The 17,771-nt window shown below is 30.5% G+C and carries 14 protein-coding genes and 4 pseudogenes; 17 read left to right on the forward strand and 1 reads right to left on the reverse strand.

Annotation, left to right across the window (positions count from 1 at the left end):
- Positions 1-40 precede the first annotated feature (40 nt).
- From PWK10_RS01460 to PWK10_RS01550, 14 genes and pseudogenes are all read left to right on the forward strand, one after another.
- A complete protein-coding gene (locus PWK10_RS01460) occupies positions 41-1,225 on the forward strand; it encodes a protein kinase domain-containing protein (protein ID WP_274767144.1) in 1,185 nt (394 codons plus the stop codon).
- Entirely contained in the window at positions 1,222-1,563 is a 342-nt protein-coding gene (locus PWK10_RS01465) for a hypothetical protein (RefSeq protein WP_274767145.1), read from the forward strand. The genes PWK10_RS01460 and PWK10_RS01465 overlap by 4 nt, the downstream gene beginning before the upstream one ends.
- A complete protein-coding gene (locus PWK10_RS01470; RefSeq protein ID WP_274767146.1) occupies positions 1,536-3,614 on the forward strand; it encodes a tetratricopeptide repeat protein in 2,079 nt (692 codons plus the stop codon). The genes PWK10_RS01465 and PWK10_RS01470 overlap by 28 nt, the downstream gene beginning before the upstream one ends.
- Positions 3,611-3,811: a hypothetical protein gene (locus tag PWK10_RS01475; RefSeq protein ID WP_274767147.1), complete on the forward strand. Its 201-nt coding sequence runs from the start codon at positions 3,611-3,613 to the stop codon at positions 3,809-3,811. The genes PWK10_RS01470 and PWK10_RS01475 overlap by 4 nt, the downstream gene beginning before the upstream one ends.
- Positions 3,812-4,303: 492 nt before the next feature.
- Positions 4,304-4,552: a GGDEF domain-containing protein gene (locus PWK10_RS01480; RefSeq protein ID WP_274768062.1), complete on the forward strand. Its 249-nt coding sequence runs from the start codon at positions 4,304-4,306 to the stop codon at positions 4,550-4,552.
- Between the two features lie 61 nt (positions 4,553-4,613).
- Positions 4,614-5,306 carry a diguanylate cyclase domain-containing protein gene (locus tag PWK10_RS01485; protein WP_274767148.1) on the forward strand — a complete coding sequence of 231 codons (693 nt, stop codon included), beginning with the start codon at positions 4,614-4,616 and terminating at the stop codon, positions 5,304-5,306.
- Positions 5,307-5,357: 51 nt separating this feature from the next.
- A pseudogene (locus PWK10_RS01490) lies at positions 5,358-6,082 on the forward strand (ABC transporter ATP-binding protein).
- A complete protein-coding gene (locus PWK10_RS01495) occupies positions 6,075-6,998 on the forward strand; it encodes a putative ABC transporter permease subunit (RefSeq protein ID WP_274767149.1) in 924 nt (307 codons plus the stop codon). The pseudogene PWK10_RS01490 and the gene PWK10_RS01495 overlap by 8 nt, the downstream one beginning before the upstream one ends.
- A complete protein-coding gene (locus PWK10_RS01500) occupies positions 6,980-7,747 on the forward strand; it encodes an ABC transporter permease (protein WP_274767150.1) in 768 nt (255 codons plus the stop codon). The genes PWK10_RS01495 and PWK10_RS01500 overlap by 19 nt, the downstream gene beginning before the upstream one ends.
- A 205-nt stretch (positions 7,748-7,952) precedes the next feature.
- A pseudogene (locus PWK10_RS18265) lies at positions 7,953-12,293 on the forward strand (acyl-CoA dehydratase activase-related protein).
- On the forward strand, positions 12,229-12,681 hold the full coding sequence (locus PWK10_RS01535; protein WP_274767156.1) for a cache domain-containing protein: 453 nt from the start codon (positions 12,229-12,231) through the stop codon (positions 12,679-12,681). The pseudogene PWK10_RS18265 and the gene PWK10_RS01535 overlap by 65 nt, the downstream one beginning before the upstream one ends.
- Before the next feature lie 35 nt (positions 12,682-12,716).
- Positions 12,717-13,187 (forward strand): HAMP domain-containing protein, encoded by a 471-nt coding sequence (locus tag PWK10_RS01540; protein ID WP_274767157.1) that lies wholly within the window; start codon positions 12,717-12,719, stop codon positions 13,185-13,187.
- Positions 13,188-13,192: 5 nt separating this feature from the next.
- Positions 13,193-13,918 carry a methyl-accepting chemotaxis protein gene (locus PWK10_RS01545; RefSeq protein ID WP_274767158.1) on the forward strand — a complete coding sequence of 242 codons (726 nt, stop codon included), beginning with the start codon at positions 13,193-13,195 and terminating at the stop codon, positions 13,916-13,918.
- 73 nt (positions 13,919-13,991) lie between these two features.
- Positions 13,992-14,694: pseudogene (locus PWK10_RS01550) on the forward strand (NAD-dependent protein deacylase).
- Here PWK10_RS01550 and PWK10_RS01555 read toward each other — a convergent pair.
- On the reverse strand, positions 14,684-15,352 hold the full coding sequence (locus tag PWK10_RS01555; RefSeq protein WP_274767159.1) for a hydrolase: 669 nt from the start codon (positions 15,350-15,352) through the stop codon (positions 14,684-14,686). The pseudogene PWK10_RS01550 and the gene PWK10_RS01555 overlap by 11 nt on opposite strands.
- A 155-nt stretch (positions 15,353-15,507) precedes the next feature.
- Between PWK10_RS01555 and PWK10_RS01560 the strand changes: the two genes are divergently transcribed.
- From PWK10_RS01560 to arsB, 3 genes and pseudogenes are all read left to right on the forward strand, one after another.
- A complete protein-coding gene (locus PWK10_RS01560) occupies positions 15,508-15,714 on the forward strand; it encodes an ArsR/SmtB family transcription factor (RefSeq protein ID WP_274767160.1) in 207 nt (68 codons plus the stop codon).
- 151 nt (positions 15,715-15,865) lie between these two features.
- A pseudogene (locus PWK10_RS01565) lies at positions 15,866-16,574 on the forward strand (metallophosphoesterase family protein).
- Positions 16,575-16,589: 15 nt separating this feature from the next.
- Positions 16,590-17,633, forward strand: coding sequence for an ACR3 family arsenite efflux transporter (gene arsB / locus PWK10_RS01570; RefSeq protein ID WP_274767161.1), 1,044 nt, complete (start codon positions 16,590-16,592; stop codon positions 17,631-17,633).
- The last annotated feature ends 138 nt before the right edge of the window (positions 17,634-17,771 follow it).

The raw sequence follows: 17,771 nt of genomic DNA on the forward strand, positions 1-17,771 counted from the left end.
TTACTTACTTATCAATGGAAAAAAGGGTTGGGATGAGGCGATGAGAATAATAAATAACAGATATAGACTTATAAAGAAGATTTATCAAAATGATGGACTAGCTTCCTATCAAGCTATTGATATCAAAAGATCTCAAGGAGTTTTAGACTTAAATATTATTAATTTTGATTATGTTGATTGGGAATTTTATGATTTCTTAGCAAATAATTTTATTATGTTAACTTCAATTGTTCACAGTAACTTAAAAAGATTATATAGTTTTGATATTATAGAAAATAAAAACGGTAGATTGGATAAAAATTATCAATATTTCTATACTACTGAGTTTGTTGAAGATGTCCAGCCTTTAAATGTATTAGAAGGATTAGACATTGATGAAAAATTGAATCTTTTTATAGAAATTGCAAAAACAATAAACTTTCTGCATCTTAAGGGGTGTCTCTATAATTCCATTAATTTATCTAATATTAATTTTGTTAAGGTAGAAAATAAGCTTACTGTTAAATTGAATGACATAGTAACAGCAAGAATAGGTGAATTTGTAAAAACTAATAGAAGTCAAATAATTTTCAAGGCACCTGAAGTTATAGAGGGTGAAGAACATACAGTAAAGTCTGATATATATTCATTAGGGGTATTATTTTTGGTAATTTTACTGGGAGGTATAAAATTTGTTAAGATAGATGATGGATTTTCTAAGTTAAAGGATGTTTTGCCAAAAGAATATTTAGGAATTAATGATATTATTAAAAAGATGATAAAAGAAGATCCTGCAGAAAGATATGACAGTATAACAAAGGTTATAAATGATTTAAATAGTCTCTTGAATAAGAATTATATTCCATTTGAAGTGGAAGATTTGGAGAAAATTAATTTTAATATAAAGCTTTCAGGAAGAGATAAAGAAATCAAAAAGATATTCGATTCTTTTAGAAAAAATAAAGGATGTGTTTTAATATCTGGTGAAACAGGAATTGGAAAAACAAGATTATTAAAGGAATTAGAGTTTTTATTTAGATTAAAAAATATCAACTGTTTTAGCTATTATAATGAAGCTGAATCTAACAGCAGAAAAGTTTTCCTGGAAATTGCAAGAAAAATATTTTCAGAGGGTAGTGAAAATTTACAGGATGAATATAGGGAGGAATTGTTAAATACCTTTGAAGAGTTTAAAAATAGTATAATAAGTGAAGAGTTATATAATGAAAAAATAGAATTAGAATGATAAACACGATATATAGATACATAAAAAACAAATATAAAGATGAAAGAATTGTTATTATAATCGATGATTTTAATTCCCTTGATAAATTTTCATATTTAATGGCAAAGGATATTTTAACCTCTAAAATTGCAGAACAAGCAATGTTTATAATTTCTTTTAAAAGCGATGGATTAATTAGTAATGATATAAGGGCATTAATAAACGACATAAGAAAAGAACAAAATACCATAGAAATAAAATTAAAGGGATTGTCGAAAGAGTATGCTTCGGAGATGATAAAAAATCTTTTATCTATGGGGTATACTCAAGATTGTTTTCAAACAAAATATTTGAAATAACTTATGGTAATCCACTATTTATTGTTGAAATAATTAAGGATCTTTATCTAAGGGGAGATTTATTTATTAATAGTTCAACAGGAATTTGGAGCAGTAAATTTGATGATGATTATGACAGGATGATACTACCTAATTCAGTAGAACAAGCTATTTTTAATCAAATTAATGAACTAGATGAAGAAGATATAATCGTCCTTGAGGTTCTTTCGATATTTCAAAATGGAGTTACTACAGATGTTCTCGGTGAATTTTTAAATAAAGATAAAAATAAATTGGGTAATATTCTAAGGAGTTTAGAGAATAAAGGAATTATTATAAGCAAAATAAGCGATGAAGGAATTCTTTACGATTTACAAAATCAAATGCTTAAACGTTTAATTTACAATAGAATTGATGAGAAGGTAAAGGTAGATTTGCATCTTAAGGCAGGAAAATTTTTAGAAAAGAGCATTAGAATTTATTTGAATCCATATAGTCTCAAAGAAGAAATATTATATCACTATGAAAGGGCAAATGAAGTAGAAAAAATAATTGAATATTGTATCTATAATGCTATATTGATGAAAAGGCTAAATAATAAAATTGATGCTATTTCATATTATGAAAGGGCATTAAAATATTTTAAGGAAAGGGAAGCAGATTATAGAAAAGTAGATATATTAATGAGTCTCGGATATATTTATTTAGAAGTTGGAAATGTAAAGAAGGCAATTGAACTTTTCAAACAAGCAAAGCTTTGGGCCTTAAATTTAAAGGACTATAATAGTGCAATAGATTCAATGAATAAGTTGGTGGAAATATATATAAATAAAAATGATAAAAACAAAATCTTAAAATCTTTAGAAGAAATAAAAGATTTATTACAAATTCATGATTATAAAAGAGGCTATCTTGAATATCAATTTAACACGGCAGTTTATTATAGAAATAATGATAAGTTAGAGGATGTTAGAAACATATGTAAGCAAGCTCTTGAAATGTGTGATGATAATTGCCCTGAAATAAAGGGAAAATTTATTAAACTTTTAGGGGATTGTTGCTATTTATCATCTGAGCCGGAAATGGCCATTGATTATTATAAAAAGGCTCTATATTATTTCGAGTTAAATGAAAGCAAACAAGAAATGATACGGGTATTAAACAATTTAAGTATTATATATTCAGATTTTTATCAGGATTATGACAATGCCTTGAATTATCTTGAAGAAATGAAAAACTTAGCAGAGAAAGAGGGGGTTGCCTTTCTAAAAGCCCTTTCACTTATTAATATTGGAGAGATAAATTATATAAAATTTAATACAACAGAAGCCTTGGAATGCTTCAGCACTGCCTTGGATATTATTGATGAATTGGGATATAAAGCATATACTTTTTATATTTATTGCTTTTTAATAGGTATTTATTTAAGACTGGGAAATTATTCTAAGGCTTATTTCTATCATTTAAAGGCTATGGATGAGCTTAAAAATAATACTAATCAGAATATTTATGATGGCTTATATTATTATTTTAGTGCACAACTATTTTATAAATTTGGGGACATTGATAAAGCACATGAATATTTAAAGGAAGTATTAAGGATACATCAAAACAATGATATAAAGATTAAATGGGATGCAGAGGCTTTTCTATTAATTTTAAATATTTCAAAAGACTTAGAAAGACTAGAAGATGTTATGGATTCGTTATCAAATATAATAAAAAAATATAAAAACAGCGTCGAAAAAATATATATCTATTATCATTTAGCTTTTAAATTTGTCAAGCTAAATAAAATTAACTTTGCGAAAAAAATATTTGATTTGATTAACGATTTTGAACTTAATGAGTTACCAGTTGGTTTGAAACTTAGAATAGAGTTTCTAGATATTTTACTAAATAAAAATAAAATTCTTGCATTAGAAGAAATACTACCAAAATTAAAAGAAAATAAATTGATAGAATTAAGCATGATGGCAAACAGAATTTTAGGAGATTATTACTATAATAATAATGTTTACAAGGCAGTTAATTTCTATGCAGCTTCACTTACCTTAATGCTAAGTTTTTGAAGGATTTGCCAGAGGAATATAAAATTAAATTTATATCGATTTCAAATTTCCATAATACATTAACTAAAGTGAGCAAAATTTTAGAAATCGATATAAATGAAGAGGAGAGTTTAGAACTTAACAAATTAACTGAATATGCAGACCATTTAATTAGTTCCCAAATTAATAATTTAAAAGGAAATACAATACAAAAATAAAATCTAGTTTTAAAGAGGAATTAAACTTAAATATTAGCAATATTAATGATTTATTAAATAAAATTACACTAGATTCAAACAGTGATATTTTATTAATAATGAAATATATGTCATATATTACCCTAGCAACAAATTATCTATTAATTACTGATTCTAAAAATCCGGAAATACTTGTAAGCAAAGAAAAGTTGACATCAATAATTATAGTTTAATTATCGATAAAGCTAAAAGATTAGAAAAATCCATTATTGTAAAAAATCAGATGAATACGGCAATGTTGTTAACTGGATTTGTATCCCTTTAATAAAAAATAAAAGAAAAGATAAGTTTAGAATTTCTACATATGACATAAAAAGAAACTATGGATATGTAATTTTAGAAACTGATAAGATTATTAATAATTTTTCGGAGGAGGCTATAGAAGAATGTAAGCCTTTAGTAAACTTACTAATAGGGTATATTGAAAATATTAATATTATTAATACGGCTATAATAGACAAGTTAACATCTGCCTATACAAGAAAGATGTTAGATGACCTATTAGATGAAAATATAGAAAATGCAGAATTGAATAGTGGATTTTTTTCAGTTGTAATGATAGATATAGATAACTTTAAAAAGATAAATGATAAATACGGACATTTACTTGGAGATAAAATATTAAAAAAACTAGGTGAAGTTGTAAAATCCAATATAAGAAAAAACGATTTGTTTTTAGATATGGCGGTGAAGAGTTTTTGATACTATTGCCTGATACCAATAAACATGATGCCCTGAATTTAGCGGAGAGGATTAGAAAAAGATGGAAACAAGTTTATTTGTAGATGGAAGGGCAGTAACTGCAAGTTTTGGTATAGCATCCTTTCCGGATGATGCTGAGTGGAAGGAGGAACTTTTAGAAAAGGCTGATAAGGCATTATATGTAGCAAAAGAAAGAGGGAAGAATAGATGTGAACTATGGGATGAAACCTTTGAGCAGAAGGGAAGAGTTACTGATAAATTAAGCGGGTTTTTAACAGGAAACGACCTTAGGGATACCACTAAAATATTGACTATGATTGAACTAACGGAACTAATAAAAGAAAATTTAAGCAAAGAGGAGATTGTTTTTAAGTTTTTAGGAAGACTTTTAGACTCTTCTGAGGGTAGATATGCAGGTATACTTTTTATTGAGGGTGGAAAGATATATAATCAACTTTGGAGGAAGGCTAATGACGATAACTGGATTAAATTTAACAACATTAATAATAGATTGTTGAATAAAGTTTTAAAGGAACAAAAAGGTTTATATGGTATTGACTGGGATGAAGTATTCGAGTATGATGTTGTTAAGAATGTTCCTTTGTTTTATTCAGTAATGTTAGTTCCGATTGTGAAGGATAAGGTTTTAAGGGGGATCATATACATTTTGGCACCATCAAATGACAAGGAATATAAATTTGAAGATTACAATTATGTAAGTGTTTTAGCTAATATATTAGCTATGTTATTATAAAATCAGAAGGAGATTTTCCTTCTGATTCATATTATAAAGGAAGGTGTATTTATGATTATAATTAACAATGTTTCAAAGACCTATGCGAGGGGAAGGGTAAAGGCTGTTAACAGCATTAATCTTGAGGTAAAAAGGGAGAAATATTTGGATTTTTAGGACCTAACGGTGCTGGTAAAACAACGACAATAAAAATGATAACAGGAATCCTAAAACCTGATGAAGGGCAAATATTAGTAAATGGGATTAATGTAGTAAGTGAGCCAATTAAGGCAAAAAGCAGATAGGATTTGTTCCTGATAATCCTGAAATTTTTAATAGACTAACAGGTATTGAGTATTTAAATTTTATTGCAGATATTTATGAGGTAGACGGTAAGCAAAGATATGAAAAAATAAATGAACTTGCGGAGATTTTTGAAATAAAAGATGCTTTAAACTCAAGTATTGGTAGTTACTCCCATGGTATGAAGCAAAAATTAATAATCATAGGTGCTTTAGTCCATAATCCACCTGTATGGATTTTAGATGAACCTCTAGTAGGACTAGATCCCAAGGCTGCTTTTTGTTAAAGGAAATGATGAGAAAACATGCAGATAATGGTAATACCGTATTCTTTTCAACTCATATTATGGAAGTTGCAGAAAGGCTTTGTGATAGGATAGGTATAATAAAAAGGGTGAGATAATATTTACTGGAACGATTGATGAGTTAAGACAAATAAGAGAAGAAAATGATAGTCTTGAAAATTTATTCTTGGAGTTGGTAGATAATGAATAAAGCAATTTCAACAGTAAAATTTTATATTAATTCGGTTTTTGGATTTAGTGGGTTAGTTAGGGATTTAAAATATAATAAGAAGAAAGCGGTTAAGACTTTAGGATTGTTGGGACTAATATTGTTTTCTTTTTCAGGATTGATAACCATGTTTACAGCCTTCAATTTAAAAATGTATGATCTTCTTAAACCTATTAACCAACAGGGGCTTGTGGTATTAAATACCATTATTATTTCAACTGCCTTTACATTTTTTATAGGGATATTAACTGTAATTGCAACTTATTTTCTCAATCAAGAGGGTGACATAATACTATCCTTGCCATTAAAACCTTGGAATTTATTTCTTGCTAAATTTACAATTAGCTTTCTTTCAGAAGCTTTATTTGCGTTTGTTATAATGGCAACGGGAATAATAGTCTATGGCATTAAAAATGGTGAAGGGGTTTTATATTATATAAATTCTTTATTAATAACTTTAACTATCCCAATGATTCCTGTTGTAATAGGATATTTTATAATAACTCCTATTATGAAGTTTGGTAAACTTTTAAAAAAGAAGGATTTTATAATGTATATATCTGGATTTTTGGCATTAGGTCTTGGAGTTCTTTTTCAGTATTTAACTAATCAAATGACTAATTTTGATAAAAATCCAGAGCTTATTATGCAAAAATTAACTGCACCAAATGGTTTGATCGATTTAACAAGCAAGTTATATTATCCAGCTGCAATAGCAGCAAAGGCTATCATAAATAATGGAACATTAGAAAGTTTTGTTTATTTATTGATTTTTATTGCAATTGCTGTTGGTGCTTTATTTTTATTGTTAACTACTATGTCTAATATTTATTATGATACTTTAATTGGAAGCACAGAAGTCCAAAAAATATTAAAAGAATGGACGAAAAGGAACTAAAGAAAACGACAATAAAGAGAAATTTACTTATAACATTAATTGACAGAGAATTGAAACTGATGAATAGAGAGCCAGTGTATTTTATAAATGGGCCGATGGTAATATTTCTATTGCCGATAATTATGGGTGCATCCCTGTTCTTTCAAAATAATTCTATTTTATTCGATATTAAAAAGTTGATGAATCATCCTGATTTTTCATACTATTTGAATTTAATCTCGATAGGAATTATAGTTTTTCTAGGGGCTTCAACAAGTATAGCTGCAACATGTATATCAAGGGAAGGAAGAGCCTTTGAATTTATAAAATCCCTTCCGATAAATCCTAAATTATATATAACTGCAAAGATTATCCACGGTTTAATATTTGGAATTTTAGCTGCAGCTATTATTTTGATAATGGACTTAGCCTTCTTTAAAATTGATACAATAAGCTTATTAATAATTTTAATAACCTCTATCATAATTCTTACGATGATTTTTATTTTAGAAGTTTTTGCCGAATTAAAATGGCCTAAGCTAAATTGGGATAATCCACAAAAGGCAATAAAGCAAAACATAAATGGGGTTGTGGGAATTTTTGGAACCATGGGAATTGTAGGATTATTTGGTGCTCTTATTGTAAAATTTAATATTAAAAGCAATGGACTTTTTATAGCTTTGATAGTTATACCGCTTATTATATCAGTGATTTTGTATCAAAAACTTTTAAGCTATGCAGATAAAAGATTTTATGAAATAGAAATATAAATTAAGCTCTAAGGAAAATTTTAGCCTTAGAGCTTAATTTTTATAGATAATAGGTGTAAACGAAAGATATATATTAATATATGGCTTTTTTTAGTCAATATTAAAAAACAGGAATAAAAAACAGAATTATTAAGTTTGTTGCTTTTTTAAGGAGGTATAGAATAGATTTCAGATGACTTTTGAAAAGGTAGAAGGAAGGGATAAGATGTCAAAGAATTATTGGATAGGGGTTGATGTGGGCTCAACAACAGTAAAGGTAGTGGTTTTAAATGACAAAGATAATATTGTTTTTAGCAGATATAAACGACATTTTGCTGACGTTTTAAACACGATAAAGGAAATTTTTTATGAATTAGAAAAGATGTTAGATAAGGCTACAGCAAGAATAGTTATAACAGGCTCAGCAGGAATTGGAATAGCGAATTGGCTCAATATTCCCTTTGAGCAGGAGGTTATAGCATCAACAAAGGCAGTTGAAAAATTTATTCCTAAAACGAGTGTTGCTATTGAACTAGGCGGAGAGGATGCTAAAATTACATATTTCGATGGTAATTTAGAACAAAGGATGAACGGAAGTTGTGCAGGTGGGACAGGTGCATTTATAGATCAGATGGCCGCTCTTTTAAAAACTGATGCTATGGGGCTTAATGAATTGTCAAAAATGCATAAAATAATTTATCCTATAGCATCAAGATGTGGAGTGTTTGCTAAAACAGATATTCAAGCTCTTATAAATGAAGGCGCAAAAAAGGAGGATATTGCAGCATCGATTTTTCAGGCTGTTGTAAATCAAACTATTGCAGGCCTAGCAGCAGGTAGAAAAATAAAAGGAAAAGTTGCTTTTTAGGAGGACCTTTGTTTTTTTAAGTGAACTTAGAAAAAGATTTATAGAAACCCTTAATTTAATAGAAGATGAAGTTATAATTCCGGAGAATTCGCATCTTTTTGTAGCACTTGGTGCTGCTATACTTTCTAAGGAAAAGGCACCGGTTAATTTAGAGAACGTAATATATAAGATTAATAATGGTAGTTTTGGTTCAAAGGAAGTAGGCCTTCTTAGACCTCTTTTTATAACTGAAAAAGAGTATCATGATTTTAAAAGAAGGCATGATAAGCATAGAATAAAACGAAAGGACTTAAATGATTTTTCGGGAGGATGTTTTTTAGGTATAGATGCTGGTTCGACTACTACAAAGGCGGTTTTAATAGATGAAGAAAACAATTTATTATATAACTATTATTCAAGCAATGAAGGAAATCCTTTAAAATCTGTGATAAATGTTTTAAAAGATATTTATAGTAAATTACCAAAGGATGCTTATATAGCAAACTCCTGCATAACTGGTTATGGAGAGGGACTCATTAAAACAGCCCTATCAATAGATGAAGGTGAAGTTGAAACTATTGCCCACTATAAGGCGGCAGAAAATTTCTTAAATGGGGTAGATTTTATCCTGGATATTGGTGGACAAGATATGAAGTGCATAAAAGTTAAGGATGGGGTAATTGAAGGCATCATTTTAAATGAGGCATGTTCTTCAGGATGTGGCTCATTTATTGAATCCTTTGCTAAATCTTTAGGGATGGATGTTGAAACATTTTCAAAGGAAGCCTTCTTTGCTAAAAATCCAGTTGACTTAGGCTCAAGATGCACAGTATTCATGAATTCTAAAGTAAAACAGGCACAAAAAGAGGGAGCGACAATTGGGGATATTTCTGCTGGGTTATCCTATTCGGTTATTAAAAATGCTCTTATGAAGGTAATAAAGATAAGGAACATAGATGATCTTGGTGAAAAAATAATACTTCAAGGTGGAACATTTTATAATGATGCGGTATTAAGGGCCTTTGAAATAATATCAGGAAAAGATGTAGTAAGGCCTGATATAGCAGGGCTTATGGGAGCCTTTGGAGCTGCATTGATTGCAAAGGAAAGATATAAAGAAGGTGAAAGGTCAAAGATATTAAATTTAGAAGAATTAAATAGATTTCAAGTAGAACAATCCTTTACAAGATGTAAATTGTGCAGCAATAACTGTTTTTTAACTATTAGCACTTTTAAAGATGGTAGAAAATTTGTAACAGGGAATAGATGCGAAAGAGGAGCTGGAAACTTTATTGCAAAAAAGTGGTGCCTAATCTTTATGAATATAAGTATAACAGACTATTTGATTATAAAGCCTTAAAAAATGCACCAAGGGGTAAAATCGGAATACCAAGGGTATTAAATATTTATGAAAATTATCCTCTTTGGCATACTTTTTCACTGCTTTAGGCTTTGAAGTAGTGTTATCCGACAAGACTACTAAAAAGCTTTATGAGGATGGGATGGAAACAATACCATCAGATACTATATGTTATCCTGCAAAGGTTGTTCACGGTCATATTATGAACTTAGTTAAAAGGGAGTTGACGTTATATTTTATCCATCTGTTGTTTATGAGAAAAAGAATTTAATGAAGCGGATAATCACTATAACTGCCCTATAGTTACTTCATATTCTGAGGTTATAAAAAATAATATGGATGTATTAAAGGAGAAAAACATTAAGTTTTTAAATCCCTTTATAAGTTTAGATAATTACAAAATGTTAAGGAAGGTTTTGTTTGAGACTTTTGAAGGATTTAATATTTCTTTAGCTGAACTTGACAACGCATTAGCATTAGGTTTAAAAGAACTTGAAAATTTTAAAAATGATATTATAAAAAAGGAGAGGAAACCTTAGAATACATCAAAAAGAGGGGATTAGGGCTATAGTTCTTGCAGGAAGACCTTATCATATAGATCCTGAAATCAATCATGGGATAGCTAACATAATAACTTCATTTAATGCTGCGGTTTTAACAGAGGATTCTGTGTGCCACTTAGGTGAAGTTAAAAATAGGCTTAGGGTTGTTGACCAATGGACATATCATTCAAGGCTATATAGAGCAGCGTATTTTGTTTCAAAACATGATAATATAGATCTTATTAAATTAAATTCCTTCGGATGTGGTCTCGATGCAATTGTAACTGATCAGGTTAAAGAAATATTGGAAAATAGAGGAAAGATATATACTTCAATTAAAATCGATGAAGGAACAAACGTAGGAGCAATTAAAATAAGAATTAGAAGCCTTTTTGCAGCACTAGAGGAAAGAAAAAGGAAAAAGCAAAAAAGGGAAATACAATATAATGAGGAAAGCAAAGTGGTATTTACCAAGGAAATGAAAAAGAAATATACTATTTTAGCTCCACAAATGTCACCTGTTCACTTTGAAATTCTTGAAAAGGCCTTTGAATTTAGTGGTTATAAACTTGAAGTATTGCCATCTGTTGATGCAAACGCAATTGATGAAGGATTAAGATATGTAAATAACGATGCATGCTATCCTGCAATCGTCGTTATAGGGCAGATTATAAATGCCTTAAAGTCAGGAAAATATGATTTAAATTCTACTGCAGTTATAATGAGTCAGACGGGAGGAGGATGCAGAGCTACAAATTATATAAGCTTACTGAAAAAAGCTTTAAAGGATGCAGGTCTTTCTAATATTCCTGTTTTATCTTTAAATGCGAAGGGGTTAGAAAAGCATCCAGGATTCAAAATAACACCTATCTTACTTCATAGGGGACTTATGGCAGTTTGCTATGGAGATTTATTAATGAGACTCATATTAAGAACAAGGCCCTATGAAAAAATTAAGGGTTCTACAGAACTTTTATATGGAAAATGGAAGGAAAAAATAATTGCGAATATAAAATCCTGTAGCTTAAAAGATTTTAAAAAGAATGTTTGGGAAGTTATTGAGGAATTTGATAATATAGAAATTGCTAAGATAAAAAAGCCAAAGGTTGGAGTTGTAGGAGAAATTCTAGTAAAGTATCATCCTACAGCAAATAATCAAATAGTTGAGCTATTAGAAGAAGAAGGAGCAGAGGTAGTTTTACCTGACCTTGCAGATTTTCTTCTTTATTCTGCTTATGATGAAGAATTTAAATATCATAATCTTACTGGGGATCTTAAAGCAAGATTAGGAGGTTTATTATCAATAAAAGTTATTGAACTTTATAGAAGAGAAATAAGGAAGGCACTTAATGAAAGTAAAGATTTACTCCTCCATCCACTATAGAGGAAAAGGCAAATCTTGCAAAAACTCTACTTTCCCTTGGTAATATGACTGGAGAGGGATGGTTTTTAACTGGTGAGATGATGGAGCTGATTGAAAATGATGTGCCCAATATCGTATGCCTTCAGCCCTTTGGATGTTTGCCCAATCATATCGTAGGAAAAGGCATGATAAAAGAATTAAGAAGAAGATATCCACAGTCCAATATTGTAGCAATAGACTATGACCCAGGTGCAAGTGAAGTAAATCAAATCAACAGAATTAAATTAATGTTGTCAAATGCATATAAAAATTTAGAAAAGAAAGACGATAATATAAACATAAATAATTTTGAAAATTATAGAATGATTAAAATGGATACGGGGGCAGACTATGAAAAAAACAACTACAAAAGCAAAGATATGGTTTTTAGTAATTTCAATAATAGTGCTGTTTAGTATTGTCATTAATGGAATTGTTTATGTAGAGTTTACTAGAGCATTAACTCGAGGAATGCTAAGGCAAACGGCTAATCTTGCTCTTGAGATTTTTGATTTTCAATACCCAGGTTCCTGGAGGGTTTCCTATGGGGAGCTTTACAAGGGAAGCCATAAGATAAATTATGATTTTTCTTCAGTTGATAACTTAAAGAAAAAGGCAGATATTGAATGTTCGATCTTTTTATATGACACAAGAGTTACGACAACAATTGAAGAAAATGGTATGAGGATTGTTGGAAGTAAGGTCGATAACAAAGTTATAGAAGAAGTGGTTAAAAAGGGTAAAGATTACGTTGGGGATATAAAGTTAAAGCAAAAACATACCAAGGTATATATATTCCTATAAAGGATACAAGTCAAACTCCCATTGGTATGTTCTTTGTGGGGCTTGACAAGGAAAAAATAGATAAATTAGTTATGCCTGTTGTTAAAGCTCTTGTGTTGTTTACTTTGGCTTTGGTTATTGTTTTATCGATTCTTATTATGATATTTATGGACAGAATAATAATTAATCCATTGCAGTCTACAAAGCAAATATTGGATGTAATTGCAAAGGGTGACCTAACTGTAAACATAGAAGAAAGGTATTTAAAAAGACGTGATGAAATAGGAGAAATAACAAAGGCTATAGCCTCTTTAAAACAATCTTTAGTGGGTATTATAAGCAAGATAAATGAAAATGCAAATTCAGTAAAGACTTCCTCAAGGGAACTTGTTTCAGTAGCTGAAGAAATGGCTGTGTCTTCAGAACAGGTTTCTTCCTCAATTTCTCAGGTTGCAACCGCTACGGAAAATGAAAACTTAGAAGTTGCACAGGTTGTAAGGCTTTTGAATCCTTTGCAGAAAAGATAGACAAAATGTATTCTAAGCTAAAGGAAGTAAAAGAAGGAGCAGAGGATACATCCTATAAGGCAAATGAAGGTAAGGATGAATTGGATGGACTATTAAGGGCAATAAATGGAATTAAGCAATCCTTTGAAGTTGTTACAACTAAGTTACAGACCCTATCAAGTTCCTTTAATCAGATTGAAAATATAGTTGATATAATAAATAATATTTCTGAACAAACAAATCTTTTAGCGCTAAATGCAGCAATTGAAGCCGCAAGGGCTGGTGAAGCTGGAAGGGGCTTTGCAGTTGTAGCCGAAGAAGTAAGAAAACTTGCTGAAGAATCTAAAAAGTTTTCAGATGAAATAAGAAATATTATAAGAGGACTAGGTGAAGAAGCAAAGGATGTTTACTCTGCAGCTGAAGAAGTTGATAAATTTATTAATGAACAAATCACAACTGTTGATAGAACGGCTGAGAAGTTCGAAGGAATAATACATTCAATACAAAATACAGTTCCTTTAATTGAAGATGCATATGTCTTTTTAAATGAAACAGTAAGCGATAAAGATGGCGTTCTTTCAAGCGTTGAGAATCTAAGTGCTATAATTCAAGAAACTTCAGCTTCAGTTGAGGAAATATCAGCAACGTCTGAGGAGATGTCATCATTATCTTCAAAGGTTGCAGATTCTGCACAAAACTTAAGTAGTATGATGGATGCTTTAGTTGAAGATGTAAAACAGTTTAAACTATAAAGGTGCCAAAGGGCACCTTTTGTAATTTTAGTTTTGTTTTTGGTTATAAATATAACTGTAAGGGGTGATTATAGTGAAAGAAATTGATAAAGCAAGGGAAGCTATCAAAAATGCCCAATATATTGTTTTCTTTGGTGGCGCTGGAACATCTACAGAATCAGGAATACCAGACTTTAGAGGTGACAAGGGCTTATACAAAAACTTTTATGGGATACAATCCGGAAGAAATATTGCATATAGATTTTGTCCTTAAGCATCCTAAAATATTTTATTCCTTTTTACAGGAGAAACTATCCTTTGATGTTGAACCTAATGATGGACATAGGGCATTAGTTGAGCTTGAAAAATTAGGTAAATTAAAAGCTATAATTACTCAAAACATAGATGGACTACACCAGAAGGCTGGATCTAAGGAAGTTGTAGAACTTCATGGCAGTTTAAGAGAATATTACTGTATGGGATGCGGCAGGGAGGATGATAAATTTTTTATATGTGACTGTGGAGGGATAGTAAGGCCTAATATAATCCTATATGGTGAAGTCCTAGATCCAGACAAAATATCAAGGGCTGTCCATCATATTAAGAGGGCGGATGTTTTAATAGTTGCAGGAACAAGTTTAACTGTTTATCCAGCAAATTCTCTTTTAGATTATTTTAACGGAGATGAGGCTATTTTTATAAACACAAGTCCAACACCTTTTGATTCTATGGCAACTATAATAATTAGAAAACCTTTTTCAATAGCGATGAAGGAAATCGTGCCTTTTAAAATGTAGTTCTGTATTTATCCATTATTTTTCCAAATATTTCACCAGTAGTTGGAGGAGTATAGGTTATTGCGTTTGCACCAGCCTTTATTGTTTCCCTTATTGTTTCGTCATTCGGGCCTCCTGTTGCTATAATGGGCACATGGGGGAACTCCTCCCTTATCCTTCTTACGATGTTAGGTGTATTAGCAGCTCCTGAAACATTGAAAATGCTTGCACCAGCCTCTATCCTTCCTCTAAAGTCTTCCTTTTCAGAAACCACCGTGACTACTATAGGTATATCTATTTCTTCCCTCATAGCTTTTATAAGCTCGTTTGGTGTTGGTGCGTTTACTACAACGCCAATTGCACCTTGGAATTCAACATGTCTTGCAATTCTTATTGCCCTTTTTCCAGTAGTTATGCCTCCGCCTACACCACAAAATACTGGAACTTCTGAAACGTTAAGTATAGCCTCTGCAATAACCGGCTGTGGAGTAAAGGGATAAACGGCAATTACTGCATCTGCGTTTGTATTTCTAATGATTGCGACATCAGTTGAAAATATTAAAGACTTAATTCTTCTACCAAATACTATAATTCCACTTGCTTCCCTTATAACCTGGGGAACTTCAATAATGTTATTGCGCAATATACCCTTTATTTCTGGAATATATTTATCCGGCATATTCATTCCTCCCATTTTTAGCCTTTTTGATATTTTATACCAACTTTAAAATTAAATAAAGAAAAAAATTATAACAAACTTCTACATGGAATATTTACTTTACTATTACAATATGATAATATGATTATATAATCATATAACAAAGAGGTGCTTTTATGGAACTTGTAGAGATATTAAAAGAAGTTGCAGATGAAACGCGACTTAGAATATTAAACCTTTTAAAAGGTGAAGAGCTTTGCGTCTGTGAAATTGAAAAATTACTTAATCTAACTCAATCGAATGCATCAAGACATCTTACAAGATTGAGTAGAAGCAAGATGATAACTGGAACCAAAAACAGCAATATGTTTACTATAGGTTAAATGAAGAAATATTAAATAAATATCCATTTTTAAAGGAATTACTATTCCATGAAACAGAAAAGGTTAAAAAGCTGAAGCAAGAATATGAAAACCTTTTAAAATTTAAAGCCCAAGGTAAAGGCTGCGATAATTTAGATTAAGGAGGATTTTTATGAGAATTGCAGTTATTTCTGACATTCACAGCAATTTATTAGCCCTAAAGGCTGTATTAGAAGATATAAAGGAAAGGGGGTTGACATTACAGCTTGCACAGGGGATTTAGTTGGATACTGCACTTATCCTAATGAGGTAATTGAACTTTTAAGGAAAAAAATATTCTAACGATTATGGGAAATTACGATGATGCAGTTGGCTATGAAAAGTTTATTTGTGGTTGTGACTATCCAGATCCAAAGGATATGGAGAATGCCTCTATTTCGTTAAATTATACAATTGAAACGGTAACTGAAGAAAATAAAAGATTTTTAAGGGAACTTCCATTAGAAATGGTTTTAAAATTTGAGGGTAAGAATATTATGTTTGTTCATGGAAGCCCAAGAAGAATTAACGAATATTTAAAGGAGAATTCTAAGGAAGCAGAAGAGGTTATGGGCGAGTTTAAATATGATGCTTTAGTTTGTGGACATACACACATTCCTTATGCTAAAAAATATGGTGATAAATATCTAATAAACGCAGGTAGCGTTGGAAAGCCAAAGAATGGTAGCCCAAATGCTAACTATATTATAATAAACGTAGGGGAAGAGTTAGATGTTGAAATCCATTCTGTTCCTTATGATTATGAAACTGTTGCAGAAGAAATTTTAAAAAATGGACTTCCAGAAAAGTTCGCTGAAAATATAAGAACAGGAAAAGCATAATTAAGGGGAGTTTTTATGGCTAAAAAGGGTTTAAGTTTATTCGAAAGATATTTAAGTATATGGGTTGCACTTTGTATCGTCGCTGGAGTCTTAATTGGGCAGTATATTCCATCCATTCCTAAATTCTTAAGTAGAATGGAATATGCCCATGTATCAATTCCAGTTGCAGTATTAATTTGGCTTATGATTTATCCTATGATGCTTAAAATTGACTTTTCAAGCGTTAAAAAGATAGGGCAAAAACCAAAGGGACTTATTGTAACTTGGGTTACAAACTGGCTTATAAAACCCTTTACAATGTATTTAATTGCATATTTCTTTTTAAAAATAGTATTTAAAGCGTATATTCCTGAAAACCTATCGACAGAATACCTTGCAGGTGCAGTATTGCTTGGTGCGGCACCATGCACAGCAATGGTGTTCGTATGGAGCTATTTAACAAATGGAGATCCTGCCTATACGCTTGTTCAAGTTGCAACAAACGACCTTATAATTTTATTTGCATTTACACCAATTGTTGCATTTTTACTTGGAGTTTCTAATGTTAGGGTTCCCTATGATACATTAATACTTTCAACAATATTATTTGTTGTTATTCCATTGACCTTTGGATACTTTACAAGAAAAAGAGTAATAGCAAACAAGGGAATAGATTATTTTGAAAACGTATTTTTAAAGAAGTTTGATAATATAACTATAATCGGACTTTTATTGACACTAGTGATTATATTCTCATTCCAAGGTGAAATAATTGTAAATAATCCATTCCACATACTTTTAATAGCTGTTCCGCTTACAATTCAAACCTTTTTAATATTCTTCATAGCTTATGGCTGGTCAAAGGTTTGGAAGCTTCCACACGATATTGCAGCACCAGCAGCTTTGATTGGAGCAAGCAACTTCTTTGAGCTTGCAGTTGCAGTTGCAATATCCTTATTCGGACTTACATCTGGAGCAGCCCTTGCAACGGTTGTAGGTGTTTTAACAGAAGTTCCAATCATGTTAACATTAGTTAGAATTGCTAATGCTACAAGAGGGTATTTTGAAGCACATAAATAAATAATTATAAAAAGTCCCATGCTATGTAAAAAGACTAGCATGGGACTTTTTAGCAGCAGCAACCAGTTTGAAGTATTGCTGGTTTTCCATCAGATATTGTAATTTCAATGTTTCTTATAAATGGCTTTATACTATTTT

This window comes from Caloramator sp. Dgby_cultured_2, from assembly GCF_028872215.1.
Classification (GTDB): domain Bacteria; phylum Bacillota; class Clostridia; order Clostridiales; family Caloramatoraceae; genus Caloramator; species Caloramator australicus.